Source organism: Streptomyces sp. NPDC048566 (genome assembly GCF_043199735.1).
GTDB lineage: Bacteria > Actinomycetota > Actinomycetes > Streptomycetales > Streptomycetaceae > Streptomyces.
Genome location: NZ_JBICWL010000001.1, coordinates 386279 through 411616, shown reverse-complemented (window position 1 = coordinate 411616; position 25338 = coordinate 386279). Strand labels below are relative to the sequence as shown.

At 73.8% G+C, this 25338-nt stretch carries 27 protein-coding genes; 12 read left to right on the top strand and 15 right to left on the bottom strand.

What is annotated here, in order from left to right:
- Positions 1-95: 95 nt before the first annotated feature.
- Positions 96-551 carry a DUF2000 family protein gene (locus ACGFS9_RS01785; protein ID WP_393250489.1) on the bottom strand — a complete coding sequence of 152 codons (456 nt, stop codon included), beginning with the start codon at positions 549-551 and terminating at the stop codon, positions 96-98.
- Between the two features lie 229 nt (positions 552-780).
- On the opposite strand from ACGFS9_RS01785, the gene ACGFS9_RS01780 reads away from it, so the two are divergent.
- Complete coding sequence (locus ACGFS9_RS01780) at positions 781-1572, top strand: AraC family transcriptional regulator (RefSeq protein ID WP_393249730.1); 792 nt, start codon at positions 781-783, stop codon at positions 1570-1572.
- Between the two features lie 123 nt (positions 1573-1695).
- Here ACGFS9_RS01780 and ACGFS9_RS01775 read toward each other — a convergent pair whose 3' ends face one another.
- On the bottom strand, positions 1696-2187 hold the full coding sequence (locus ACGFS9_RS01775; RefSeq protein ID WP_393249728.1) for a YbjN domain-containing protein: 492 nt from the start codon (positions 2185-2187) through the stop codon (positions 1696-1698).
- A gap of 79 nt (positions 2188-2266) precedes the next feature.
- Positions 2267-3604 (bottom strand): D-inositol-3-phosphate glycosyltransferase, encoded by a 1338-nt coding sequence (gene mshA, locus ACGFS9_RS01770; protein ID WP_393249726.1) that lies wholly within the window; start codon positions 3602-3604, stop codon positions 2267-2269.
- Positions 3605-4165: 561 nt separating this feature from the next.
- On the opposite strand from mshA, the gene ACGFS9_RS01765 reads away from it, so the two are divergent.
- From ACGFS9_RS01765 to ACGFS9_RS01755, 3 genes are all read left to right on the top strand, one after another.
- A complete protein-coding gene (locus ACGFS9_RS01765) occupies positions 4166-5014 on the top strand; it encodes a class I SAM-dependent methyltransferase (RefSeq protein ID WP_393249724.1) in 849 nt (282 codons plus the stop codon).
- A 408-nt stretch (positions 5015-5422) separates the two neighbouring features.
- Complete coding sequence (locus ACGFS9_RS01760) at positions 5423-6562, top strand: NlpC/P60 family protein (RefSeq protein ID WP_393249722.1); 1140 nt, start codon at positions 5423-5425, stop codon at positions 6560-6562.
- Between the two features lie 315 nt (positions 6563-6877).
- Positions 6878-8209, top strand: a complete 1332-nt coding sequence (locus tag ACGFS9_RS01755; RefSeq protein WP_393249720.1) for a PP2C family protein-serine/threonine phosphatase — start codon at positions 6878-6880, stop codon at positions 8207-8209.
- A 623-nt stretch (positions 8210-8832) separates the two neighbouring features.
- Here ACGFS9_RS01755 and ACGFS9_RS01750 read toward each other — a convergent pair.
- From ACGFS9_RS01750 to ACGFS9_RS01740, 3 genes are all read right to left on the bottom strand, one after another.
- The gene (locus ACGFS9_RS01750) at positions 8833-9174 is read right to left on the bottom strand and encodes a DUF2516 family protein (protein ID WP_393250487.1); all 342 of its coding nucleotides are present in this window, start codon (positions 9172-9174) and stop codon (positions 8833-8835) included.
- A 116-nt stretch (positions 9175-9290) separates the two neighbouring features.
- On the bottom strand, positions 9291-9878 hold the full coding sequence (locus ACGFS9_RS01745; protein ID WP_393249718.1) for a hypothetical protein: 588 nt from the start codon (positions 9876-9878) through the stop codon (positions 9291-9293).
- A 61-nt stretch (positions 9879-9939) separates the two neighbouring features.
- Positions 9940-10479 carry a helix-turn-helix domain-containing protein gene (locus tag ACGFS9_RS01740; RefSeq protein ID WP_393249716.1) on the bottom strand — a complete coding sequence of 180 codons (540 nt, stop codon included), beginning with the start codon at positions 10477-10479 and terminating at the stop codon, positions 9940-9942.
- Between the two features lie 483 nt (positions 10480-10962).
- On the opposite strand from ACGFS9_RS01740, the gene ACGFS9_RS01735 reads away from it, so the two are divergent.
- From ACGFS9_RS01735 to ACGFS9_RS01725, 3 genes are all read left to right on the top strand, one after another.
- Complete coding sequence (locus ACGFS9_RS01735; RefSeq protein ID WP_393249714.1) at positions 10963-11847, top strand: aminoglycoside phosphotransferase family protein; 885 nt, start codon at positions 10963-10965, stop codon at positions 11845-11847.
- 223 nt (positions 11848-12070) lie between these two features.
- Positions 12071-12532, top strand: coding sequence for an NUDIX domain-containing protein (locus ACGFS9_RS01730; RefSeq protein ID WP_393250485.1), 462 nt, complete (start codon positions 12071-12073; stop codon positions 12530-12532).
- Positions 12533-12675: 143 nt separating this feature from the next.
- Complete coding sequence (locus tag ACGFS9_RS01725; protein WP_393249712.1) at positions 12676-12900, top strand: hypothetical protein; 225 nt, start codon at positions 12676-12678, stop codon at positions 12898-12900.
- An 84-nt stretch (positions 12901-12984) separates the two neighbouring features.
- Here ACGFS9_RS01725 and ACGFS9_RS01720 read toward each other — a convergent pair whose 3' ends face one another.
- Positions 12985-13533, bottom strand: coding sequence for a GNAT family N-acetyltransferase (locus tag ACGFS9_RS01720; protein WP_393249710.1), 549 nt, complete (start codon positions 13531-13533; stop codon positions 12985-12987).
- A 230-nt stretch (positions 13534-13763) separates the two neighbouring features.
- On the opposite strand from ACGFS9_RS01720, the gene ACGFS9_RS01715 reads away from it, so the two are divergent.
- A complete protein-coding gene (locus tag ACGFS9_RS01715) occupies positions 13764-14435 on the top strand; it encodes an SDR family oxidoreductase (protein WP_393249708.1) in 672 nt (223 codons plus the stop codon).
- Positions 14436-14483: 48 nt separating this feature from the next.
- Here the strand turns inward: ACGFS9_RS01715 and ACGFS9_RS01710 are convergent, their stop codons facing one another.
- The 3 genes from ACGFS9_RS01710 to ACGFS9_RS01700 form a co-directional block, all read right to left on the bottom strand.
- Positions 14484-15545 (bottom strand): phosphotransferase, encoded by a 1062-nt coding sequence (locus tag ACGFS9_RS01710; RefSeq protein ID WP_393249706.1) that lies wholly within the window; start codon positions 15543-15545, stop codon positions 14484-14486.
- Positions 15546-16115: 570 nt separating this feature from the next.
- Positions 16116-16853: an HAD family hydrolase gene (locus ACGFS9_RS01705; protein WP_393249704.1), complete on the bottom strand. Its 738-nt coding sequence runs from the start codon at positions 16851-16853 to the stop codon at positions 16116-16118.
- The gene (locus ACGFS9_RS01700; protein ID WP_393250483.1) at positions 16853-17734 is read right to left on the bottom strand and encodes a winged helix-turn-helix domain-containing protein; all 882 of its coding nucleotides are present in this window, start codon (positions 17732-17734) and stop codon (positions 16853-16855) included. The genes ACGFS9_RS01705 and ACGFS9_RS01700 overlap by 1 nt, the downstream gene beginning before the upstream one ends.
- A 177-nt stretch (positions 17735-17911) precedes the next feature.
- Here ACGFS9_RS01700 and ACGFS9_RS01695 point away from each other — a divergent pair, with 177 nt between their 5' ends.
- Complete coding sequence (locus ACGFS9_RS01695; protein WP_393249702.1) at positions 17912-18100, top strand: hypothetical protein; 189 nt, start codon at positions 17912-17914, stop codon at positions 18098-18100.
- A gap of 27 nt (positions 18101-18127) precedes the next feature.
- On the opposite strand, the gene ACGFS9_RS01690 is transcribed toward ACGFS9_RS01695, so the two are convergent.
- Positions 18128-19021, bottom strand: a complete 894-nt coding sequence (locus tag ACGFS9_RS01690) for a GntR family transcriptional regulator (protein ID WP_393249700.1) — start codon at positions 19019-19021, stop codon at positions 18128-18130.
- A 219-nt stretch (positions 19022-19240) separates the two neighbouring features.
- On the opposite strand from ACGFS9_RS01690, the gene ACGFS9_RS01685 reads away from it, so the two are divergent.
- Both ACGFS9_RS01685 and ACGFS9_RS01680 read left to right on the top strand, forming a co-directional pair.
- Positions 19241-19426, top strand: a complete 186-nt coding sequence (locus ACGFS9_RS01685; protein ID WP_393249698.1) for a hypothetical protein — start codon at positions 19241-19243, stop codon at positions 19424-19426.
- Positions 19427-19726: 300 nt separating this feature from the next.
- A complete protein-coding gene (locus tag ACGFS9_RS01680) occupies positions 19727-20158 on the top strand; it encodes a pyridoxamine 5'-phosphate oxidase family protein (RefSeq protein WP_393249696.1) in 432 nt (143 codons plus the stop codon).
- Positions 20159-20234: 76 nt separating this feature from the next.
- Here the strand turns inward: ACGFS9_RS01680 and ACGFS9_RS01675 are convergent, their stop codons facing one another.
- From ACGFS9_RS01675 to ACGFS9_RS01660, 4 genes are all read right to left on the bottom strand, one after another.
- Positions 20235-21686, bottom strand: coding sequence for an FG-GAP and VCBS repeat-containing protein (locus ACGFS9_RS01675; RefSeq protein ID WP_393249694.1), 1452 nt, complete (start codon positions 21684-21686; stop codon positions 20235-20237).
- A gap of 115 nt (positions 21687-21801) precedes the next feature.
- Positions 21802-22404: a DinB family protein gene (locus ACGFS9_RS01670; RefSeq protein ID WP_393249692.1), complete on the bottom strand. Its 603-nt coding sequence runs from the start codon at positions 22402-22404 to the stop codon at positions 21802-21804.
- Positions 22405-22761: 357 nt separating this feature from the next.
- The gene (locus ACGFS9_RS01665; protein WP_393250482.1) at positions 22762-23223 is read right to left on the bottom strand and encodes a lamin tail domain-containing protein; all 462 of its coding nucleotides are present in this window, start codon (positions 23221-23223) and stop codon (positions 22762-22764) included.
- 597 nt (positions 23224-23820) lie between these two features.
- Positions 23821-24699, bottom strand: a complete 879-nt coding sequence (locus ACGFS9_RS01660) for an alpha/beta fold hydrolase (protein ID WP_393249690.1) — start codon at positions 24697-24699, stop codon at positions 23821-23823.
- Positions 24700-24756: 57 nt separating this feature from the next.
- Here ACGFS9_RS01660 and ACGFS9_RS01655 point away from each other — a divergent pair, with 57 nt between their 5' ends.
- Positions 24757-25245, top strand: coding sequence for a MarR family winged helix-turn-helix transcriptional regulator (locus ACGFS9_RS01655; protein WP_393249688.1), 489 nt, complete (start codon positions 24757-24759; stop codon positions 25243-25245).
- Positions 25246-25338: the final 93 nt, after the last annotated feature.

Sequence of the window (25338 nt, the reverse complement as noted above, 5' to 3'; positions counted from 1 at the left end):
CCGCTGGCCGCTGGCCGCGGATGCGGGCCCGGGATGCGGGACCGGGATGCGGGCCCGGGATGCGGGCCGGGGGGTGCGGCACCGCCCGCCGCGGGTCACGGATGCATCCGGGCCCCCTTCACCACCTTGTCCACCGCGTTCCGCGGCCCGTACACCGCCAGTCCCACCAGGTCCAGGTCGCCGGTCGGCACGGCCCGGACGGCGGCGCGGTTGTCGCGGTCGTTGCCCGTGGTGAAGAGGTCGGACGTGAAGAGGGACCGGGGCAGCGCCCGGGAGAGCGCGCGGCCGTGGGCGGCGGTCAGCGTCTCCTTGGACGCCTCGAAGACCATGACGGGCTGGCGGAACATCGGCAGGTAGGCGACCGCGTCGGCGTCCTCGTAGGGCTCGCCGATCACCTCGGGAACCGTCGTGCCGAGGCCGCTGACCAGGAAGGCGGTCACGTTGAGCCGCTGCCAGGGCTCCAGGTCCTCGCGCAGGAGGACGGCGATCTTGGTGTCGAAGCGGACGGGGGCGCCGCCGGAGACGAGGGCGTGCCCGCCGGTCTCACGCACCGCACCGGCGCCGCCGGCCTCCCCACAACCGGTCGCCGTACCCGCGTCACTCGCGGGTGGGAACGGCGGCGCGTCGGTCACCGCGCCCGGCCCGCCGGTGCCGTCGGTGCCGTCGGTGGCGGGCGGGACGCCGGTGCCGCCGGTGGTGCCGGTGCCGCTGATGCTGTTCTCGCTGCTCATGCCCTGAGACTGCCGACCGCTGCCCGCCGCGGTCTTGTACGTTCTTTGCATGGCCCCGCAGCGGGAGATCTCCGCATGGCGTCCGGGCGTCCCGGGCGTCGTGGAGGTGTTCCACGCCCACTACACCGAGTACGCGTACCCGATGCACGTGCACGATGCCTGGACGCTGCTGATCGTCGACGACGGAGCCGTCCGGTACGACCTGGACCGGCACCAGCACGGCACCCCGCACGACACGGTCTCCCTGCTGCCGCCGCACGTTCCGCACAACGGCGCCCCGGCCACCGCGGACGGCTTCCGCAAGCGGGTGCTCTACCTCGACGGCTCGCGGCTCGGCGACGACCTCATCGGGCCGGCCGTGGACGGACCCGACCTGGTGGACCCGGTGCTGCGCCGCCGTGTCGGGCAACTGCACACGGCGCTCACCCGTCCCGGTGACGAGTTGGAGGCCGACAGCCGGCTGACGTTGATCGCGGAGCGGCTGCGCGGCCGGCTGCGCCCCTCGGCCCGGCGCGACATCCCGCGCGCCGACCGGCCGCTCGCCCACCGCCTGCGCGAACTCCTCGACGCCCGCTGGGTCGAGGGGATCGCCTTGGACGAGGCCGCGCTCCTCGTGCACGCGCACCCGGCGCACCTCGTACGGGCGTTCAGCGGCGCGTTCGGCATCGCCCCGCACCAGTACCTGATGGCCCGGCGCGTGGACCGCGCCCGCCGACTGCTGCTCGACGGGTGCCCTCCGGGCGAGGTGGCCGCCGCGACCGGCTTCTACGACCAGTCCCATCTCACCCGGCATTTCCGGCGGTTGGTGGGCGTGACGCCCGGGCGGTACGCCCGCTCGTGACGCCGGTGGGCCGTCGCCCCGGTACCGCCGCGGAGCCGCCGAACGACGGCCCGCCCCACCCGCGCCGCGGACCCCGCAGGTCGCCGTGGCCTCGCCGGCTGTGTCGGGCCCGCGCGGGTGGCGTCAGGCGGAGGGGCGTTCGGTCAGGTGCGTGAACGCGTCCAGGTTGCGGGTCGACTCGCCGCGGGAGACCCGCCACTCGTACTCCTTGCGGATCGCCGAGGCGAAACCCAGCTCCAGGAGGGTGTTGAAGGAGCCGTCCGCGGCTTCCAGGACCGAGCCGAGCAGCCGGTCCACCTCATCGGGCGTGACGGCGGCGAGCGGGAGCTTGCCGACCAGGTACACGTCTCCGAGGGAGTCGACCGCGTAGGAGACCCCGTAGAGCTTGAGGTTGCGCTCCAGGAGCCAGCGGTGGACCGCCGCGTGGTTCTCGTCGGGGTGCCGGATCACGAAGGCGTTCAGCGACAGCGAGTGGTTGCCGACGATGAGCGAGACCGTCGTGGAGAGCTTGCGGGTGCCGGGCAGTTTCACCACGTACGAGCCCGCCGCGGGACTCTCCCACTCCAGCTCGGCCTCGGTGAGGACCTGCTCGATGATCGACGCTGCGTCAGCCATGCAGGCGAGCGTACGTGACGGCCGCGCGCCGCGTCGCGCGCCGCCGCCCGGCGCCGGGCCCCCGGGTGCGGCCGGCGGCTCAGGCGAGGTGGGCGCGCACCCGGCGGCGGTGGTCCTGGGCCGCCGCGGCGTAGACGTCCGCCGTCGCGGCGGCGGCGGTGTCCCAGCCGAAGCGTTCGGCGTGGCGGGCCGCGGTGGCTCCCATCCGGTCCGCGAGGGTCGCGTCGTCGGCGAACTCGGCGAGCACGCGCGCGTAGTCGGCGGGGTGGTGGCCGGGGACCAGGAAGCCCGTCTCGCGGTGCCGGACCGCGACCGGCAGGCCGCCGACCTCGGCGGCGAGCACCGGCGTGCCCGCGGCCTGCGCCTCGATGGCGACGAGGCCGAAGGACTCGCTGTAGGAGGGCATGACCAGCACGGACGCGGCGCGGAACCAGTCCGCGAGCTGGTCCTGGCCGACGGGCGGGCGGAACCGCACGACGTCGGCGATGCCGAGCCGCGCGGCGAGTTTCTGGAGCCCCTCGGGCTTGGCCAGCCCGCTGCCGCTGGGCCCGCCGACCACGGGGACGACGATCCGGCGGCGCAGCTCGGGCCGCTCGTCGAGGAGGACGGCGACGGCGCGCAGCAGCACGTCCGGGGCCTTCAGGGGCTGTATGCGGCCCGCGAAGAGGGGGATCAGGGCGTCCTGCGGCAGGCCGAGGCGGGCGCGGGCCGCGGCGCGGCCGTCGGCGGGCCGGAACCGGTCGAGGTTGACGCCGGGGTGGACGACGGCGACGTTCCCGGACGCGGCCTCGTAGTGGCGGACGAGTTCGTCCGCCTCCTCGGCGGTGTTGGCGATGAGACGGTCGGCGGCGCGGACGATCTGGGTCTCGCCGATGACACGGGCGGGCGGCTCGGGGGTGTCGCCCTCGGCGAGCGAGGCGTTCTTGACCTTGGCCATGGTGTGCATGGCATGCACCAGAGGGGCTCCCCAGCGCTCGGCGGCCAGCCAGCCCACGTGCCCGGAGAGCCAGTAGTGCGAGTGGACGAGGTCGTAGTAGCCGGGGCGGTGGCCCGCCCATGCCTGCATGACCCCGTGCGTGAAGGCGCACAGCTGGGCCGGCAGGTCCTCCTTGGCGAGACCCTCGTAGGGGCCCGCGTCGACGTGGCGGACCAGGACGCCGGGGGCGAGTTCCACGCTGGGCGGCAGCGCCGCCGTGGTGGCGCGCGTGAAGATCTCGACCTCGATGTTGATCGCGGCCAGCCGCTGGGCCAGCTCCACGATGTAGACGTTCATGCCGCCCGCGTCGCCCGTGCCCGGCTGGTGCAGCGGCGAGGTGTGCACCGAGAGCATCGCGACGCGACGGGGCCTGCGGTGCAGCCGGAGCCGCGACGGGGCCACCGCCGAGCGACGCCCGAGCCTGCTGACGTACTGGCTCACCTGGCGTTCCTCCTCGCTGCGGGCATGCCGGTCGGAGGACCCATCACGCCCTCCAGCAGGGGCAACGCCGGAGGAGTCTGCTCCATTTCCGCTTTGCCGAATCATTACCGCCTGTCGCTCAACCGTTCGACCGAAGAGTGCGTCTGCCCCTCGGGTCTCCGTACGGCGGGTCCCGGACGCCGGGGGTGGGGGATCCGGCCTCCGGCAGCGGGGGGCCTGGTCTCCGTACGCCGGGCCTGGGGGGCCGGACGCCGGGGAGGCTCGCCGGACGTCGGGCCTCGGGCGCCATGCGCCGGGCGGTCGATGCGGTGGGGCCGGCCGCCGTACACGGCTCCGGCACGCGCTCGGCGACCGTTCGCGGATCGATACGGTCCCGTCGATCCATACGTCGATCCATACGGTCCGTACGGATCGATACGCTCCAGGAGACCGCCCACAGCCGCCGTGCCAGGCGCCCGAGCCCGGCGGGCACCCCCGGTTCTCCACAGGCTCGACGGGGCGCCGCCCGACGTTGTCCACAGGCCGGAACGGCCCTCGGCGAAGCCGCCTACTCTCGTACGCATGACACCGCGCGCCGCGTCCCTCCCCCACTCCCGGCTCCCCTTGAGCCGCGGGGCCTCCGTGGTGGGTTCGGTGACGCGCGGGACGACGAACCCGAACCGCCTGCGGCGCATGGACCGCTGGATCGCCGCGACGCACGGCGCGGAGCTGCGCCGCTCGGCGGAGCCCGTGGCGGTCGACCTCGGATACGGGGCCGCGCCGTGGACCGCCGTCGAACTGCTGGCCAGACTGCGCACCGCCGCGCCCCGGACCCGGGTGTTCGGCGTCGAGATCGAGCCGGCCCGCGTCGCCGCCGCGCTGCCGTACGAGCGCGAGGGCCTCGCCTTCCGGCACGGCGGCTTCGAGGTGCCGGTGCCGGGCCGCCCCGTCCTGATCCGCGCGGCGAACGTGCTCCGGCAGTACGACGAGGAGCGGGTCGCCGAGGTCTGGCGGGGGCTGTGCGCACGGCTGGCACCGGCGGGTCCGGGGTCCCGGGGCGGGCTGCTCGTCGAGGGCACCTGCGACGAGATCGGCCGTCGGCACGTGTGGGTCGCCCTCGGCCCGGACGGCCCGCGCACGGTCACCTTCGCCACCCGGCTCGGCTCCCTGGACCGCCCCTCCGACCTGGCCGAACGGCTGCCGAAGGCACTCATCCACCGCAATGTCCCGGGAGAGCCCGTGCACGCCTTCCTGCGCGACTTCGACCGCGCCTGGGCGGCCGCCGCACCGTACGCGTCGTACGGCGCCCGGCAGCGCTGGATACGCGCGGTCCGCGACCTGGCCGCCGACTGGCCGGTCGCGGACGGGGTCGCGCGCTGGCGCCAGGGTGAAGTGACGGTCCGCTGGCAGGCGTTGGCGCCCCGGGGCTGACGCGGGACGGGCGGGCCGCACCGGGCCCCCTCCCACGGAAGCCCGACCGCGCGACGGACCGGCCGCCCGACAAGCCGGCCGCGTCGCATAGCCCTGCGCAGAAGCGGCGGCCGGGCTCCGGGGGCGGCGGGCGGGTCACGGAGTGACGGCCGGGCTTCGGGGGCAGCGCCCGGGTTCCGGGGCCGCGGCCCGGAACCCCGGGTGCCCGGGGAGCCGCCCAGTCCGTGGACGACAGGGGGGAACGATCCCGCCGCCTCGCACGTCACACAGCCCGGGGGTACGGGCGTGATGCCCGGCGGGGCTTGGGGAGGGAGTTTCCGCCCGGCTCTGTCGTATTGCGCGCCGTCATGGCACGATCCCCGGAGCGTCCGAAAGTTACTGACGGTAAATCAGGTGGGGGGCGGAGCAATGCGATCCGGCAAGCGGAGCCTGACGACGGCGACCCTGTTCCTGGCCTGCGCGTGCGCCTGCGTGGTGCTGGCGACACCGGGCGCGGCGTACGCGAGTCCGACACCGAAGCCGACGGCCACCGGCTCCCCGGCGCCGGCCCCCGCACCGAAGGGGAGTCCGACACCGGCACCGACGGGCACCGCCACCCCGAAGCCCGTGAGCACCAAGGAACTCGAAGCGGTCCGCGAGAAGCTGGACACGCTCTACCACGACGCCGCGGTCGCCACGGACGCCTACAACGCCGCGGAGGAGAAGGCCCGCAAGCAGTCGGCCGAGATCGTCGACCTGGCGCGAAAGATCGCCAAGGGCCAGGCGAACCTGGACAAGCTGAAGGACCGTGCGGGCGCCGCGGCCCGCGCCCAGTACCGCGGCGGCGGCCTGCCACCCGAGGCCCGGCTGTGGCTGAGCGAGGACCCGCAGCGCTTCCTCGACGGCACCGGCCGGGTGCGGGCGGGCGAGCACGCGACCAAGGGCCTGCTGGACGAGATGACGCGCACCCAGCAGGACCTGAGGCAGTACGAGAAGGACGCCTCGGCGCGGTGGAAGAAACTGGAGTCCAACCGCGAGGAGAAGGCCGAGGCGCAGAAGAAGATCACGAAGAAGATCGCCGCCGCGGAGCAACTGGAGTCCCGGCTGGAGACGAAGGAGAAGGAGCGGCTGGCGAAGCTGGAGGAGGAGGCCGCGCAGGAGGCGCAGTCGGTCTGGCTCGGCTCCGGCGTCCTCGCCGACATCAAGGCCAAGGCGTCCGCGAGCGGCAGGAAGGCGGTCGCCTACGCGACGGACCAGATCGGCAAGCCGTACGTGTGGGGCGCCGAGGGGCCGGGCTCGTTCGACTGCTCGGGGCTCACCTCGCAGGCGTGGGCCGCCGCCGGACATCCCATCCCGCGCACCTCGCAGGAGCAGTGGCACCGGCTCCGGCACGTCGCCGTCGAGGACATGCGCCCCGGCGACCTCGTCATCTACTTCGATGACGCGAGCCACGTGGGGATGTACATAGGCGACGGCTCGATCGTCCACGCGCCCCGCCCCGGACGGAACGTCACGATCACCGGAGCCGGCTCGATGCAGATCCTGGGCGTCGTGCGACCGGACGCCTGACGGGACGGCGGGCCGGTGGCGGCGGCCTCCGGGCAGCGCACCTCCGCCGACCGCCCGGGCCCACGTGACCGGGCCCACGTGACCCACCGCACCGTCGTCCCGGAGCCCGGCTGGCGGTGACGTGACCTTCGTCATCCCTGGCCGGACCGCGTCCTGTCCAAATGCGGTACGGGATGCGGCATATGACGGGGGCCCCGTGCCGTCCGGGACGCCGTACGCCATTCCGCTGCGGCACCGACGGACGCTATGGTCCCCGTCGGTGGGTCGAGGTCCTTCGCCCCACCACGCCCTCGGGGGAGGGAAGGAACCCAGACGATGCCCGTACCCGTACCGCGGCAGAGAGCGATCCCGGCCGTGGAAAGTGGTCAGGCTCACGCCGTGCTCTCACCCGGCGGCCCCTCCGGAGACACCACCGGCGGCCCCGCCGGGACAGCATCGGCGCCCCGCGCCACCACGACCCCGGCCGACAGCACCACCAACCTGACCCTCCTGGTCATCGAGGACGACCCGGGGGGTTCGCTCGGCGTGCCCGACATGCTCGACGCGACCGGCAGGCCGATCCGTATCCGCACCGCCCGCAACCTCACCGAGGCCGAGCGGCTGCTCACCGACGACGTCCACTGCATCCTGCTCGACCTCGCGCTGCCCTCCCCCGGCCGGTCGGCCGACACCGCCGACGAGCTGACGACGCTCCAGCACGTCCTGGAGCTCGCACCCCGGCACGCCGTCCTCGCGCTCACCGCGTCCGGCGACACCGAGACCGGCGCGGAGGCGGTACGGGTCGGCGCCCAGGACTACCTCTTCCGGGACGAGCTGGACAGCCGGCTGCTGAGCCGCGCGATCCGGTACGCCGTCGAGAGGAAACGTTCCGACAAAGCCGAGCGGCGACTCACCGAGTCCCGGCTGCGCGCCCAGGAGAACGCCCGGCTGGAGCGCGGCCTGCTGCCGACACCGCTGCTGGAGGGCTCCTCGCTGCGGTTCGCCGCCCGCTACCGCCCGGGCCGTTCCCGCGCGCTGCTCGGCGGCGACTTCTACGACACGGTGCGCACGGCCGACGGCACGGTGCACGCCATGATCGGCGACGTCTGCGGCCACGGCCCCGACGAGGCGGCGCTCGGCGTGGAGCTGCGCATCGCCTGGCGCGCCCTGACCTTCGCGGGACTGTGCGGCGACGAACTGCTCTCGACACTCCAGCAGGTCCTGGAGCACGAGCGCGAGAACGACGAGATCTTCGCGACGCTGTGCACGGTCGACATCGCGCCGGACGGCCGCCGCGCCGGGCTCTGCCTGGCCGGCCACCCCTCGCCGCTGATCGCCCGCCCGGGCCGGCCCGCGCGACTGCTGCCGTACGAGAACAACGGCCCGGCGCTCGGCCTGCTGCCGAACGCCCGCTGGCCGCGCATGCAGGTGGAGCTGGGGGCCGCGTGGAGCCTGATGCTCTACACCGACGGCCTGATCGAGGGTCACACCGGCGTCGGCAACGAACGCCTGGGCCAGGACGGCATGGTCGACATGGTCCGCAGGCAGCTCGCCCAGGGCCTGGAGGGCGAGGCACTGCTGCGCGCGGCGGTGAACGAGGTGCGCGACCTCAACGGCGGGGAACTGGCGGACGACGTCGCCGTCCTGCTGCTCGACCGGACGCCGTAGTCCCGCCCGGTCGCGGAGCCGCGCGGACCGCGGAGCCGCGCGGACCGGGGAACGGCGCGCACCGAGGAGCGGCGCGCACCGAGGAGCGGCGCAGACCGGGGAGCAGCACGCACCGAGGAGCAGCGCAGACCGGGGAGCGGGTGTACCCCGCGGCCCCGACAGTGCGCGGGGTGCGGCGATGACCGCCGGGGGCGCGAGGGAGTCGGCCGGTGACCGTCCGGAGGAGCACAACGAGCGGGTGACCGCCTGGCGGAGCACAACGAGCGGGTGACCGCCTGGCGGAGCACGGCGAGCGGGTGACCGGCGGCCCGCGACGCCGAGGAAGACGACGGAAGCTGCCGTCGGCGCGACGGGCGCGGGCCGTGCGACGGGCACGGGCGGTGCGGCGGGCGCCTGTTGGTGCGATCGGCGCGACGGGCGCCGTCGATGTGGCGCGCCGACCGCAGATGTGGCGGGCGCCTGTTGGTGCGGTCGGTGCGGCGGGTGCAGTCGGTGTGGCGGGCGCCGGCGAGTGCCGTGAGTGCGGGCAGGCGCGGGCGAGTGCCGACGGTGCGGCGCGTGCGGTTGGTGCGGCGGGTGCCGTGAGGAGAGGCAACCTGACTCTCGGCGCGGCCGGCGTGTGGCTAGCGTCCGCCGTTGTAGGGGCCGTAGGGACCGTCGCTGCTGCTGCCGCCGCGACGGCCGCCGCGGCCTCCTCCGGAGACCTGACGGAGGGCGGGCCGGACGTCGACGAAGAAGACGATCGTGGCGACCAGGCCCGCGATCTGCAGGAACAGCATGGGAACCAGAAGGTTCACGGCGACCGTGACGCCCAGGATGATCAGCCAGAACATCTTGTTCTGCTTGTCGGCGGCGCGATAGGCGTCGTCGCGGGCGACCGCGGCCATCACCAGCGCCACCACGGCGAGCACGAGCATGGCTGTGAAGATCAGCCACATGAGGCCGCCGAATGCCGTCATCAGCACAGTGTCCACCGCCCGGGTCTAGTCGTCTTGACGCCACCGTACCCGGAGAACGGGCCGGGAACTCCGAGAGTGCCCGGCCCGCCCGCCGATGACGCGGTGGAGGTGCCGCCGCTCGCCTACTTGGCGGGCGGGGTCGTCTTCTTGGCCGCCGGCTTGCGGGCCGGAGCCTTCTTCGCGGGAGCCTTCTTGGCGGGCGCGGCCTCGGCGACGGCGGTCGGCTTCGGCTCGGTCTTGATCTCGCCCGGCTCGGCGTTCGGCTCCACGGCGATCGCGAAGTCCTCGATCTCCTCGGCGGCCTCGCCGCGCCAGGTGCGCACGGTCGCCTCGCCGTGCTCGGCGACCTTCTCGTACGTCTCCCGGGCCTTGACGGCGTACTCGGCGGCGACGCCGACACCACGCAGCGCGAAGTCCTGGGCGGACTCACCGAGCTTCTTCAGGTCGGTGTCGAGGGAGTTGATGAACTCCGTCACCTTCGTCTGAAGGTTCTCCTGCGCCTCCTTGGCGCGGGAGGCGGCCTTCTCCTGAACGGCGTTCGGGTCGATGTTCTTCACGGTGTCGATGCGCGCCGGAGCCTCGGCACGGATCTGCTCCACCAGGCCGGGGACCTTCCTGGCCTGCTGCACGGCCAGGTCGGCGGTGCCGGCGAGGAAGTACAGCGGGGTCGGGTCGGTGGCGGCCTTGCGGATGTCGTCGGTGATGGCCATGACGGTGGTCCTCCCGTGAATCGCTGTCAGCTGAGGGTTTTCGTGGTCCGCACGCGGCCGGTCACCCGGCGTTCTGCTGCGGACCGGCATCGCTGCCGTCGGCCGTGCGGGGGCCGCGGACGGCGGTGTCCTGGACAGGCTGGGCGTCCGATATGTTCCGAACCTCGGGCCCACCGGCGCCGGGGTCCTCGTCGACCGCGGGGGCCTCCGGGACCTCGGCGGTCCCGTCGGCCTCGTCCGCCGCCGCGATCTCGATCCCGTTCTCCTTGCGGAAGGACTCGTAGATCTGGAGCAGCACCTGCTTCTGCCGCTCGTTCAGCGTGGGATCGGCGAGGATGACGGCGCGCGTCTCCACCTCGTCCCGGTCCCGCTCGGCGTCGAGGATGCCGGCGCGCACGTACAGCGTCTCGGCGGAGATCCGCAGGGCCTTCGCGACCTGCTGGAGCACCTCCGCGCTCGGCTTGCGCAGCCCGCGCTCGATCTGGCTCAGATACGGATTGGACACCCCGGCGGCGTCGGCGAGCTGCCGCAGGGACAGCTGCGCGGTGCGCCGCTGTTCCCGCAGATACTCACCAAGATTGCCGACGTTGAGCGATGCCATGCCTCCACCTTGCCCCACCTCCGCTAACTTTTGCAAGCAGCCGCTTGCAAAAGTGCGCCACGCCATGCGGTGAGGGGGTCGGGGTTCCCTGTCTCAGGCTGTCCGGGCCGTCTCGGCGATCTCCGGCCGGGCGAGACACCGTCTCGGTCACCTGCGGGCGGAACCCGTGCCCTCGACGCCTCCCCTGCCGTCCCCGTCTCATGCCTGCCGCTTGCAGCATGTAGGTGCGGTTCGAAGCGGAGTTCATGCGGCGCCCGCCCCACGACCGAATCTTCGAAGGAGCCTGCAAGTCGTGGTTCTCGGCGAGCTGAGCGAGAGAGCGCAGGCCCGTCCTGGCAGCCGTCAGCGCCGTCGCCGCCGAGACCGGGACCTGAGACCCGGAACTCGGGATCCGAGACCCGCGCCCGGGAGGTGCGGCATGCGCCGGGGGCCCGGCAAAAATCGGTGTCCCCTCGCCGGCCGCTTCCTTAGAGTCTCGGACCGATGATGCACGAGAACGAGACTCCGACCGACGGCGCGCTGGTGCGGCGGCTGCTCACCCACCAGTTCCCGCACTGGGCGGGTCTGCCCGTCAGCCCCGTGGACTCCGCGGGCACCGAGAACGCGATCTACCGGGTGGGCGACGAACTCGCGGTCCGTTTGCCCCGGGTGGAGGGCGCTGTCGGCCAGGTGGAGTTCGAGCGGGAATGGCTGCCACGGCTGGCCCCCCGCCTCCCCGTCGCCGTGCCCGAGCCGATCGCCGTGGGACAACCGGGCCACGGGTATCCCTTTCCGTGGGCGATCAGCCGCTGGATCGACGGCTCGCACCCCGCCACCACGCCGGACGGGTCAGCCGACGGCCACCGGCTCGCCGGAGACCTCGGCGCGTTCGTCACGGCGATGCGCGCGGCCGACACCACCGGAGCCCGCCCGGGCTACCGGAGCGTGCCCCTGCGCACCCGCGACGCCTCCGTACGGGAGTGGACCGCGAAGGCGGCCGACGACATCGACGCTCCCGCTCTGCTGTCCGCCTGGGAACAGGCCCTCGACCAGCCGGACTGGGACGGGCCACCCCAGTGGACGCACGGCGATCTCATCCCCGGCAACATCCTCCTCGACGGCGGCCGGCTACGAGCAGTGATCGACTTCGGCACCGCGGGCGTGGGCGACCCCGCCTGCGATGCCGTCGCCGCCTGGACGCTGCTCGACGCGGAGACCCGGAAGACCTTCCGCACGGCGGGTGGATTCGACGACGCCGCCTGGGCCCGGGGACGAGGGTGGGCACTCACCTTCGTCAGCGGGATCGACTACTACCGCCACACCAACCCCGCCATGGCCGAGCTGGGACGCCGCGCCGTCACGGAGGTCCTCGCGGAACCGGCCGGATGAACCCCCATCTCCCGCCGTGTGAATGGTGAGTGGTGAGCGGTGAGCGGTGAGCGGGGTCCGGACGGCCTGCGCGGCAGGATGCCCCGCCGGGCCGCCCGGGCCTGACCCCCTGTCCCTGCCCCTGCCCCTGCCCGCCTGTCGCGCGGCGGCGTTGTCGGCGGGCCGTGCCAGGGTGCACGTCGTGGACGAACGGGTGGAGCGGGTCGACGGTCGGGATCGTGGAATGGGGCTGGTGGTCGGCCGTCGGGAGGCCGTCCGACGGGGTTGGCTGCACCGGATCGCCGTGACGCTGTGCCGTGACGATCGCGGCCGGGTCCTCGTCCACCGGCGGTCGAAGCACCTGTCGCGCTTCCCCGGACTCCACGAGGTCGTGGTCGGTGGCGCGGTGAACGTGGGCGAGTCCTACGAGCAGGCCGCCGCTCGGGAGCTGGCCGAGGAGCTGGGCGCACGGTGCCGGCCGCGTCTGCTGTTCACGTTCCTCAACCGCAGTGGTGTGAGTCCTCACTGGCTGGGGGTGCACGAGGCCCTGGTGCCGGACACCGTGGTCCCCGATCCCGACGAGGTCGCCTGGTACACCTGGCTGACCGAGCCGGACCTCGACTCGGCCCTGCGGGAGTGGCGCTTCACCCCCGACAGCCACGAAGCCTTCACCCGGTATCGCGCCTTCCGCGGCGCGCAGTCCTGACACGCCCCTCTCGTGGGCCCGGGACGTCCCACCCGGCCGGACCCCGGCTCGGGGGTGGGTGCCGCCGGGCGCCCTCCGTGCCGGGTCCGACCGCAGGGGGCGTAGCCGGGTGGACCTTCGGACACGTTTTCTAGACTCGCCCGGTGAACAACTACCTGTGCACCTACTGCGGCACCGTCGGCCTGGTGGAGGGCTTCATCGAGGACGGCGGTGACAACGCGCGGGGGTACGCGCGCTGGATCGAGGGTGCGCTGGAACGGGGCATCTTCGGCGGAGCCCGGCGGATGGGGCGCCCGCGGCGACGGATCGAGGCGTTCCGGTGTCCCCGGTGCGGGCACCTGGCCCTGTTCGCCACCGACACCGTGTAGCCGGCGTCCGCCACCGGACCCCATGCAGCCGCGTCCGGCACTGGTGCGCTCGGCCCGCGCGGGCACGCACGGCGTCCGGCCCGTTCAGTGGCGCGCGGCCCACTCCTCGCGCAGCAGGCCGAACTCGACGCTGTCGTACCAGGCGTCGCCGACCCGGACGCTCGACCTGCGCCGGCCCTCCTCGACGAAACCGGCCCGGCGGAAGGCGCGCAGGGCACGCTCGTTGCCGCTCCAGGTGTCCAGTTCGACGCGGTGCAGCCGGCAGGCTCCGAACAGGTGGCCCACCAGGAGGCCGAGTGCCTCGGAGCCGTAGCCGCCGCCCCAGCGGTCCCGCTCCCCGATGGTGATGCCCACCGTCGCCCGCCCGGCGAAGGGGTCCAGGTCGCGGTAGTCGGCCATGCCGATCGCCCGGCCCTCCGCCCGGTCCTCCACGGTGAACGTCAGCTCGCGGGCGGGGTTGTCGCGCAGCCGGGCCTCGTGGAAGGCGGCCATCGCCTCCCGGCTGACGGGACCGAAGTACGGATTGTCGCCGGTGGCCCAGTGCACCACCTCCGGGTCGTTGCGCCACCGGACGTGCGCGTCGAGGTCGTCGGCGCGCAGCGCCCGCAGTCGTACCAGTGAGCCTTCGATCATGCGGTGATCGTAAGGATCGGCCCGGCGGCGGCGACACCGGTTTTCCACGGTCCGCGCCGGCCACCGGGACCTCCCGCCGCTCGCCGAACCGCGCGGCGCCGTCGTTCCCGAGCGGGGCGGCCCGGCCCGCGTACGCTCCGGGGTGGACCGCCTCACCGGCGAACGCGAAGCCCGTCCGGGCAGGAGGAGAAGCAGTTGATCCCCGTCCCGGACAGCGCCGGAGCACCCTCGTGATCGCGCTCGTCACCGGCGCGAACCGCGGAATCGGCCGCGAGGCCGCCCGGCTGCTCGCCGCCGGCGGCCACACCGTCTACCTGACCGCCCGCTCCGCCGAGGCGGCCACCGGCGCCGCCGACGCCCTGGCCGGGCCGGACGTCCGGCCGCTGCGCCTCGACGTCACCGACGAGGGCGACATCGCGGCGGCGGCCCGGGACATCGGCGCCCTCGACGTGCTGATCAACAACGCGGCGATCAACTACGACACCTGGCAGCGCGCCACGAGCGCCGATCTGGACGTCGTACGGGAGGCGGCCGAGACCAACCTGTACGGGCCGTGGCGGCTGACCCGCGCCCTGCTGCCGCAACTGCGCGCGAGCGCGCACCCGCGCGTCGTGAACGTCTCCAGCGAAGCCGCCTCGCTCACCAGCATGGGCGGCGGCACCCCCGCCTACGCGACGTCGAAGGTCGCGCTCAACGCACTGACCAGGATGTTCGCCGCCGAGCTGCGTTCCGACGGCATCCTCGTGAACGCGGTCTGCCCCGGCTGGGTCGCCACCGACATGGGCGGGCCCGGCGGCCGTCCCGTCGAAGAGGGCGCGCGGAGCGTGCTGTGGGCGGCCACCCTCCCGGACGACGGCCCGACCGGCGGCTTCTTCCGCGACGGGCGCCCGCTGCCCTGGTGAGGCGAGGGACGGCACGGCGGCCCCCGCCGCGCCCGGCGGTGCGTTCGCTCAGGTCCCGCGGCACCACCGTTCGAGGGCGCCGGCGACGTCCTTCCCCGTCGGCACCTCGTCGAGGTGGAGCGGCTCCCGGGCTGCGGCGAGCAGCGTCTCGATCCCGTGCCCCGCGCGGAGCAGGTCCCGCTCGCCCGCCGCTTCCTGCTCCAGGGTCAGCGCCGTGCGGATGACGTCGGTGAACACGGACTGGGCCCGCTTGTAGGCGAGCAGCCGGGGCAGGTCGTCCCGGTACCCGGACGAGGCACGCGGGTCGACGCCGTCGACGGCGTCGGCCCACGACCGGATCACCCGGCGTTCCTGGTCCGCCGGATAGCGCATCAGGTGCAGGTGCGTGGCCAGGTCGTAGAGCGGGTCGCCGAACAGGGCGAGCTCCCAGTCGATCGTCCAGAGCCGTTGCCGCGCGTCGACCACGAAGTTCTCCCGGTGGAGATCGGCGTGCAGCAGGCAGAAGGGGCGCTCGGTCAGCCCCGACAGGTGTTTGCGGAGCTTCCCGAAGGAGTCGTCGTCCAGTCCGAGGGCGTGGAACAGGCCGGAGAAGCGGGGCAGGTTGTCCCGGTAGACCCGCTCCTGGGTGAAGACCACGAGGCGTTCCAGGAAGCCGGAGCTGTCGCCCTCGCACGCCCGGTCGGCGGGCCGGCAGGTGCGCTCGGCCGTCAGGGAGTCGGGCCGCACGGCGGCCAACCGGCGGAAGAGGTCGATGATCTGCTCGACCAGGGGTTCGGGGACGGCCGTGCCCGCTCCGTACAGCCGGCCCAGGGTGTCGCCTTCGACGAACCGCTGCAGCGAGGTCGAGCCGGCCTGGATCAGCTCGGGGATCTGCTCGATCCGGCCGGCGAGGGAGTGGAGCAGTTCCTCCTCGGAGGCGAAGCACCGCCGGTCGAACCAGAGCAGGTCCGGGCGCGGTTCCCGGCATTTCCAGCGGACGGCGCCGGAGCCCGGCAGGGGGACGACGTACGTCTCGTGGTGGTAGCCGCGCAGCGGTCCATCGACCGCGTCGGCGTCGCCGCTCACCGCGATGGCCCGCAGCAGGGCGGGGGAAGGCGATTGCGCTGACATCGACCGTCTCTTCGTCGGACCGCGGCCTGGGGAAGGAGGGGCACGCTACTCCCCCTCGCGTGCGCATGGTGCCAGAAGCTCTCGTCCGGCCGCCTCGCTCCTCTTTCCGAACGGTTGGTCGCGTCCGCGGCCCCGATGCGGCACTGAGCAGCGGCGAACGGCGCCGCGGGGGCCGCTCGCCTGCCGCCGAGGTTCACACGGTCGAGTGCTCCCCGGCGGCCTCGGCGCCGGAGGCGGTGGAGCCGCGGTCCGGATCGCCGTATCCGCGCCCGGGACCGCCGGGCAGCCGGACCGCCGGGCGCGGCGGCCATCGGGCCGGCCGCCGCCGAGCCGCGGGGGCGCGTGTCCCGGAGTCCGGCCGCGTCCCGGAGTCCCGAGGCCCGGAGTCCCGAGGCCCGGCCGTGTCCCGAAGTCCGGGAGCCCGAGAGTCCGGCCGTCTCCCGAAGTCTTGAAGCCCGGGAGCCCGGGAGCCCGGGAGTCCAAGAGCCCGGGAGTCCCAGAGCCACGAAGAGCCTTGGCCCGGGGATACCGGCAGGTCCCCGGCCGGGTGCGCCCCTCGCCGCGAACGGATCAGAGTGTGCCGCGCAAAATGCGCAGCACCGTCTCCAGCGAGGTCACCACGTCGTCGGCCCCCGCGCCGCGCAGGGCCCCCTCCTGGCGCTCGTTGCGCGCGTAGCCGAGGAAGGGCACTCCCGCGCTCCGGGCCGCGTGCAGGTCGGAGGGCGTGTCCCCGATCATGAGGGCGGCGGACGGGGCGGCGCCGAGCGCGTCGAGTGCGCGGTGGAGGCAGTGCGGGTCCGGCTTGAGGTGGTGCAGATCCCGGGTGCGGCCGTACACGTTGGGGGCGAAGCACTCGGCCAGACCTCGCCCTTCGAGGTAACGAGCCGCGGTCTGGGCCGAGTTGTTGGTGGTGACCGCGAGACGGGCGCCGACGGCGCTCCAGGTGCGGATCAGCGGATCGGCGTAGGGGGTGGGACGGGCGGAGGCGACCGCCGTCAGCTCCTGCTGGGCGAACCGCTCCTCCAGCTCGGAGACCAGGTCGCTGCGCGGACGGCGCCGGTCGACCGCGTGCAGCACCACCATGGGATCGGGGTGCACCCGCTCCTCGTCGGTCAGCAGCCCCCGCATCCCCTGTTCCTCCAGCCAGTCGACCAGGTCGCGCGCCACCCGCTCGGCGGAGTGGCCCGCGTACAGGCGGAAGACGGGGCCGTCGAAGTCGAAGAGCACGCAGCGGGCGCGGGTGACCACGGTCCTGACCCTCGCCGTCCGGGTCGCCGTCGCTTCGGTCTGCGCCGTTTCGGAAGTCACTAGGAGAGTTTCAGGTCCGTGGTGATGGTTTCCCAGAGGGCGTCGAACCACTTCTGCGATTCCTCCACGAACGCGGTGTCCCGCCGGCCGGCCCGGCGCTCGAAGGAGAACAGCAGGGAGGCCGCCCCGATGGTGTCGTACATCTCCAGGACCTCGCTGTCCACGGTCTCCTCGCGCCGGGCGACCATGTAGTACGCCATCAGCGCCTCCGACGCGTTGAGCAGGTACAGCTTCACCGGCGGGGTGAAGGGCAGGGCGCGGAAGGTCACGCGGACGTCGATGCCGTGCGAGGAGCGCAGCGACCGGAGGTTGTGCCGCAGCACCTGCCCCTGGGCGTTGCGCTGGCTCAGCCAGCGGCTGTGGACGGCCTCGTCGTCCTCGCCCTGGCCGGGGACCGGCACCGGGAAGGCGAGCGCGATGTCCCGCGAGGGCAGCATGATGCGGACGTCGACGGACTGGGGGCGGAGCCGGCCGTCGTGGATCTGCCGGATGGGTTCGCTGAGCGCCAGCATCAGGGACTCCGCGGTGAGGCACACCGCGTCGATGCGCACCTGGGGGACGGCGAACGCCTCCACCAGGCGGGGAGCGAGGGCCACCATCGTCGGCTGCGGCCCGTCCCGGGTGGGGACGATGTCGGCGATCCGCGGCGGGCTGCCCTTGCTGACGTTGCTGAGGAGGCCGTCCGCCTGGAGCATGCCCAGCGCCTGCCGGACGGTGCCGCGTTCCACGCCGAACTCCTCGGCGAGTTCCGCTTGGGTGGGCAGCCGGTCGCCCGCCTTCAGCGCGCCGCTGCGGATGCGTTCGCGAAGGGTGTCGGCGATCTGCTGAGGCGGGAGCCTTGTGCTGTCGTTCACGGCCACGTTCTCCTGGGTCACGACCAGACGCTACAACTGACCTGCACCTGGCGGCAGTTGTCGGAAACCTGTTTACGACGGGTCACCAAGTGGGGACAACTTAAGCATAGTTGGCAACCAACCTGGCCAAGTTGGCGGAAGTTTTGCCTCCCCATCGTGGCCGGTCCCCCTGCCGGCCCTCCTACCACCGCAGGAGGAACCACCATGCCCGTCATCGCCCTCCTCTCCGCCGTCCTCGTCGTCGGCTTCGAGCAACTCGTCCAGTGGCAGTACGGCCCGTCCGGCCTCGTCGGGCTGCTGCTGCTGGCCGTCGGCATCAAGGCCAAGAGCCCCACGTGCAGCTCCGTCGGGGCGGTCGTGCTCGCCCTGATGGTCGCGGGGCCGGCTCTGTGACCCGCCGGAAGCCGCGTCCGGGGGACCTCAGCCCGCGAGCACCAGCTCCGAGCTGATGGTCTCCCACAGCGCCTCGAACCACAGGCGGGACTGCTCCACGAACGCCCGGTCGCGCCGTCCCGCCCCCTGCGCGAAGGGGAACAGGGTGGAGCGGGTCCCCTGCGCGTCGTACATCTGCAGCCGCTCATGGTCGATCTCCTCCTCGCGCCGGGCGAGCGTGTAGTACGCGAAGAGCGCCTCGGCACCGTTGAGCAGGTACAACTTCACCGGCGGGGTGAAGGGCAGCGCGCGGAAGGCGACGCGGACGTCGACGCCGTGCGTGGAGCGCAGCGCCAGCAGGTTGTGCCGCAGCACCTGCCCCTGCGCGTTGCGGTTGGCCAGCCAGGTGCGGTGCAGGCGGCTGTCCGAGCGCGCCCCGACCGGCGCCGGAAAGGCCAGGTCGATGTCGCTGCTGGGCAGCAGGACCCGCACGTCCACCCGGGCCGGCCGGGTGTCGCCGGCGTGGATGCGGCGCAGCGGTTCGCCGAGGGCGAGGGTCAGCGAGATCGCGGTGAGGCACAGCGCGTCGATCTCCACGTGCGGGGCGGCGAACGCGGCGGCCACCCGCTCGCCGAGGGCCACGGTGGTCGGCTGCGGCACCGCTTCCGGGCCGGTCGGCGCCCTCTCGGGCGGTTCCGCGACGGTCGCCGGGCTCCCCTTGGACACGTTGACGAGCAACTGCTCCGCCTGGAGGATGCGCAGCGCCTGGCGCACCGCGCCGCGCTCGACGCCGAATTCCTCGGCCAGCCTGGCCTGGGTGGGCATGCGCTCACCGGCCCGCAGCCGACCGGACCTGATCCGGCCGCGCAGCTCGTCGGCCACCTCGCGGTGCGACGGCGGCGGCCCCTTCCGCCCGCAGGCGGCGGCATGTTCCGGCTCCACGACCGAACACTACAACTTCGGGCCATCTTTGGGCAGTTGCCGGATGGATGGTTATGAGTCGACCCAACATGGAGATACTGAAAGCAAGTTGGTCGCCAACTTGAACAACATGGTCAAGCTTCCCGGGGGTTGGCCGCCTACGGGGCACCGTGAGCGTCGGGTGCCGGGGCGGACGGTCCTCAACGGGGTCCGTCTCCCCGTCCCGAAGGAGGGACCGTCATGCCGCTCGTCGCCCTCGCCGTCGCCGCCATCGCCATCGGATTCGAGCAGCTCGTCCAATGGCGCTACGGGCCGATGGGCATCATCGCGTTCATCGCACTGTCCGTCGGCCTCAAGGCCAAGAACACCACGGTCAGCGGCATCGGGGCCGTGATCCTCGTGATGCTGCTCGCCCAGTCCGGCTGATCGGACCCCGCCGTCCGCCGGCCCGGGGGCCCCCGGGGCCCCCCCCCGGGGGGGCGGGGCGGGGGGCGGGGCGGGCCCCCCCCCCCCGGCCCGGGGCCGGGCGGGGGGCCGCCCCCGCCGGGGGGGGGGGGGCGCGGCGCGGCGCCCCCCCCCCACCACGCCGGCCGAGCCGCCACCACCCCGGTCGCGCGCGGCCCGCGGCCGCACGCCGGGGACCGTCCCACCCGCCGCCCTCGGCCCGCAGGACCGGGCCTGCCGTGCGCCCGCGAGGACAGGGCCCGGGACCCGCCCTACAGTCGGTTGCACGGCCTCTCACCCGCAGAACGCGAAGCCTTCCTGGCCGAGCCGCACGTCACCACGCCGGGCGTCGCCGCCGGAGGGGACCGAGGCCCTCTGCTGGTCCCGATCCGGTACGGCTACGAGCCCGGCGACACGCCGTGGATTCTCACCGGCGCCGACTCCCGGAAGATGGGTCTGATCAGGGCCGCGAGCCGCTTCAGCCTGCTCGTGCAGCGCGTCGAACCCACCCCGCGGTACGTGTCGGTCGAGGGACCGGTCGCCGAGATCGCCGAACCCGCCGCGGGCGTGCACCGCGGCCTCGCCGCACGCTATCTGTCCGGCGAGGCGCTCGACCGCTACGCCGCCTGGGCCGGGGCCCGGCTCGGCGACCACGTGCCGGTCCGGATGCGTCCGGCGCACTGGACCGGCGCCGACCTCGGCTCGGTCGGGTGACAGGACCGGCCGCGGGCACCGGACACGGCGTCCCGCACGCGGCTCGCCCGACAGGCGGACCGGGCCGTCCAGCGCCTCAGCGGCTCGCCAGCGTTCGGCCGTAGTGCGGCGCGCCCGAGGAGGAGGGCAGTCCGAGCCGGGCAGGGGTCAGCACCCCGGACCCCGCGGAAGAGGCTGCCGGGAGCACCCAGACACCACCGGAACCCGCGTTCTCACCGGGCGAGCCGACGGCCAGGTCGATCGAGCCGTCGCGGTCGAAGTCGGCGGTGGCCAGGGCGCTTCCGAAAGCGTCATCCGTTTCCGCGACGCCGGGCACGCCACGGGAGTCCTGGTGGTAGGCCACCGACCGGCACGCGCCGTGCGCGTCGACGAGGCCGGTCGGGCCGCCCAGCAGCAGGGTCGCGGCGCCCGCTCCCGTGCGGCTGCCGATCGCCTCGCCGGGCGCCCCGGCGATCAGGTCGTCGCGGCCGTCGCCGTCGACGTCCGCCGCGCGGAGTGCCGCGCCGAAGCGGTCGCCGCTCTCGGCGACACCGCGCACGCCGGGGGTGTCCTGGTTGAGGGTCTGCGCGCGGTAGCCGAAGTTCCAGGGAACGCCGGCGCCGTAGTGGACGTGGATGCCGCCGCCCTCGGCGAGTTCCTCGGGACCGCAGGGGTCGTCGATGTTCTCGTCCGCGATCTCCCGGCATTCGCCGAGAGCCAGGTCGTCGTGGCCGTCGCCGTCGAAGTCGCCGGCGGCCAGCGAGGAGACGCCGGCGTTGTCGGTGTTCCAGAAGTTGGCGAGCGACGTCTCCTGCGCCGACCAGGTCCACAGGCGCACGTGCGACTGGGTGAAGGGGGTCGTGGACCAGTACGCCGTGGCGAGGTCGGCCGTCCCGTCGTCGCTGCCGTCGAAGTCGCCGGCCGCCAGGACCGGGGCGCGCCCGCCCATGGCCCCGGTGAACACGGTGGTCGCGGGAGCGCCGCGCCGTTTCAGCACGACGGCGTCCGTCGCGCCGACGGCCACGTCCGTGACGCCGTCGCCGGTGAAGTCGGCCGCCGCCAGGGACCGTCCGTACCCGGCGGAGCGCCGGGGGCCGTTCAGGATCGTCGCGCCGGTGCGCGGACCTCCCCGTGCGCCGTACACGACGGCGACCGTGCCCGCGTCGGCACCGGTCGTCCGGACGTCCTCGCCGGGGGCGCCGACGACCAGGTCGGCCGTACCGTCCCCGTTCACGTCGGCGACGGACACCGCCGCGCCGAAGCGGTCGCCCTTCTCGGGGGTGCCGGGGACCCCGGGTGTCGCCTGGGTGATCCGCATGCCGCCCCGATGGCCGAGGCCCTTCGGCCCGCCCCAGACGAGGTCGACGTATCCGGCCTTCGCCTTGCCGCCGACGGCACCGTCCGGCACCCCCACGGCGAGATCGGCGAATCCGTCGCCGTCGACGTCGCTGACGAGCGGCGCGGGAATCGCGGCGGTCGCCGGCGGGGCCAGGCTCAGCCCGGCGGTGGCGGCGACCGTCAGTGCTGCGGCGTACGTCCGAATGCGCACGGGGGCTCCATCTCGGTGGTGAACACGGGCGACATGGGTGTGACCACCGAGAAGGGGCAGGGGTTGTAGGGGAGTTGGCCTGGGCCCGCTCGTCCCGGTCGGACGGGGGCGGCGATCAGCCGTCGCCGGCCTGCCGGGCCGCCCGCTCCAGTCGGTCCCGGTGGCGCTCCCAGTCCTCCCGGCCGCCGTCCGGGAGGTTGCCGCGTCCCTCCGACTCGCCGGCGGAGCCGTCCACGAGTTCGCGCACGATGTCGGCGTGGCCGGCGTGCCGGTGCGTCTCGGCCAGGACCCGCACGATGACGTGATGCAGCGTCACCTCGCTTCGTTCCGCCGGCCACCAGGGCACCCGGCCCACGGCGTCCAGAGCGAGGGAGTCGATCGTGGCGTTCGCGTGACTCCACGCCTCGCGGTACAGGCCCACGATCCGCTCGCGCGACTCCTGCTCAGTGGCCCACATGTCCGCGTTGGGTTCGGGGTCCCGCGTGTACCACCAGGCGGGCGGCGGCTCCCGGTGAAAGCGGGGCCGGCCGAAGGTGTCGCCGAAGTACCCCAGCTCCACGCCGGACAGGTGCTTCACCAGTCCCAGCAGGTTCGTCCCCGTCGGGGTGAGGGGACGACGGATGTCGTACTCGCCCAGCCCGTCCAGCTTCCACAGCAGGGAGTCCCGCGCCTGCTGGAGGTAGCGGAGCAGATCGGCCTTGGCCGCTTGATCCTTCATGCCGGGCAGTCTCGCACCCGGCACCGACACCCGGCATCGGTTCCGGCCGCCGCTCCCCCACGGTCGAAGGCCCAGGCGGCCGGCCGCCTGGGCCTTCGATCGAGCGGTCTCCGGGACCGCCCTCTCCGCGGTGACGATCCGGGCCGTGCCCGCGGACCGGTGCCCGGCCGGAGCCGCACGGCCGGGACACCCACCCGTGAGCGGGGACGGCTCCGAGCGGTGGTCCCGGCGACGGCGTCGCGGGGTGGAGCGGGCGCGGCCGCGCCCGCTCCACCCCGTTCCGTCACGGTCTCCCTCGCGCCCGCCGCGGGACGGGGACCGGGTGGTCCACGTCCGGCGACCGGCGGTCAGATCCGGTTACCGGCGGCCCTGGTGGTGGTGGCGCCCCCACGACACCTCGTCGACGAGGCGGCGGTGGTCGTTGCGCAGGGTGGCGGTGTCGGCGTGGTTGTCCCACACGTAGTTGCGGCGGTCCTGGTAGACGTCGCGGCGGGTGTCGCGGCCGACTCCGGTGTGGACGCGGACGGTCGAGCGCCCACCGAGGCGGTAGTGGTGGAAGGTGTAGGTGCGGCCGTCGCGGGAGGAGAGCGTCCAGCCGCTCAGGTTGACGGCGTGGCGGGTGTTGTTGGTGATCTCCACCCACTCGTGGTTCAGGGAGCGGTTGGAGCGGTTCTCCGGGCCCGGGGAGTCGTACTGCACCCGGCTGATCTCGACGCTCTGCCGGTGCGGACGGTGGTCGGCCGCGGACGCCGGCACCGCGATCGCCGCGGTCACGGCGGCGGTGGTCATCGCGGCGGCGGTCAGACGACGGGCGGTCATCGATACGGTCACAGGTTCCCCCTGCTCGGTGCGGGCACAACCGGCGGACGTTCCGGCCGTGTTGTGCGGCGTGCGGGTGGCGGCCGGTCGGCCGCGCATTCACACCTTGCCCACGCCGGCGCCACGATGTGAACGAGACGTGCGTCGCGTAGCCGTTCGCCTACATTTCGGTGACCCTTGATTGCAGTGTCCATCTAGGTGATGTAGGCACGAAGTTGACGCCCGCGCCGGGGGTGAACCCTTGCCGCCACTGCCTGCGGGAGCCCTTTCGCCAGGCCACGCCACCCCGGGCGCCGCCGCCCCGTCACCCGAAAGTGGGTAACAGCCGCCGCACCAGGACCCGGTCGGAGACTCGCCGGGACAACGAAGAAGACCCCGCCCCGGACATGGGGCAGGGTCTTCACAGAGCGCCGGGCAGGCCTTGCACCTGCATTTCCCCGCAGGAAGCGGGGCGTCTTTCCTTGGACCACCGACGCAAGCATGAACCGGGTTTCGCACCGCCCGGCTCAAGATCGACTCTAGCACTCACCGTCCAGGGTGCACAGCCCCGGCGGCATCCGCCCTGGAGCCGCGGGCACCGCGACCCAGCCGGCCCCGTCACGCACCGGCCGCTTCCTCGCGCCCCTCCGACAGGAAGTCGACGAGAGCGCGGGCGAAGCGCTCCGGCCGCTCCAGCGGGACGTGGTGACCGGCGTCCTCGACGTCGACGACCCGCCCGCGGGGCACGGCCGCCATCAGCGCGGCCACGGTCGCCAGGCAGCCCGGCGCGTCCAGGCGGCCGTTGACGGCCAGGACCGGCACGGCGACGTCCCGGGCACGCGCGGCCACGTCGGTCACCGGAACACACAGGTCCGGCTCGTCGGGGGTGTGCTTGGAGAGGGTGCGCACGGCCATCTCCCGCAGCCGGCGCACCACGTCCGGGTCGAGATCGTCCAGGGTGCGGGTGGGTCCCGCCGCCCAGCCGGCCCTCGCGAGCGACCATGCGGCGACGTCCCCGGCGGCCAGCGCTTCCGCCTGGGCCCGGCCGAGCGCCGCCGACCAGGGATCGTCCGCCTCCGGTTCGCCCAGACCCCGGCCGCTCACCACCAGCGCCTCGACCAGGGAGGGGTGTTCGAGTGCGGTGTCGAGGGCGATGAGCGCCCCCATGGAGACGCCCGCGAGCGTCGCCGGGCCCGCGAGGCCGAGATGGCCGAGCAGGGCGGCGAGGTCGTCGGTCTGGCGGAACGGCCGACTCGCGTTCGCGGACCAGCCGTGGCCGCGGGCGTCCGGGGCGATGACCCGGTATCCCCGGCCGGCCAGCAGCGGGAACAGGTCGTCGAACTCCGTGTGGTCCGCGAAACCCGCGTGCAGCAGGACGACCGGGCGCCCCGAGCGGGGCCCCTCGTCGCGATAGGCCAGGGGGCCGTCGCCGGAGGCGAAGACGTCGAACACGGGGGTGGGCTGGACGGCCTGGTCGGGCCGCGCGATCTCGGTCATGACAACCAAGGTGTCATAACGCGGCCATCATGACAACCCGAGTGTCATGATGGCCGTATGGCCGACGCTTCCCGCCCCCTCACCCCCGACGAACTGCCCGGACGCCTCATGGAGGTGTTCGCGGTCGTGGGGCCCCTCTACCGGCGCGTCCAGCGCAAGATCGAGCAGGACGCCTCGCCGGATCTGCCCGCCGGCGTCCGGGCGGTGCTGGACCTGCTGCGCGAACACGGGCCCCTGACGGTCCCCCAGATGGGCCGGGCCCAGTCGCTCAGCCGGCAGTTCGTCCAGCGGATGGTCAACGAGGCCGCGGCCGGAGGTCTCGTCGAGATCGTCCCCAACCCCGCGCACCGGCGGTCCTCGCTGATCCGGCTGACCGGCACGGGACGGGACGCCATCACCGCCGTGACGCAGCGCGAGCACGCTCTGCTGCGAGGGGCCCGCGGCGATCTCACCGGCGCCGACGTCGACACGTGTCTGCACGTCCTCGGCCGGATGCTGGAGTTGTTCGACGACGTCGATCTCGCCCGAACCGACCCCCCGCGCTGACGCGGTCCGGCCGCGCCCGGTCAGCCGGACGAAGATTTCTTCGCTCTCTCGCGAACTTTTCCCGCCCGCCGCTCATCGGACCTTGTGTACGGC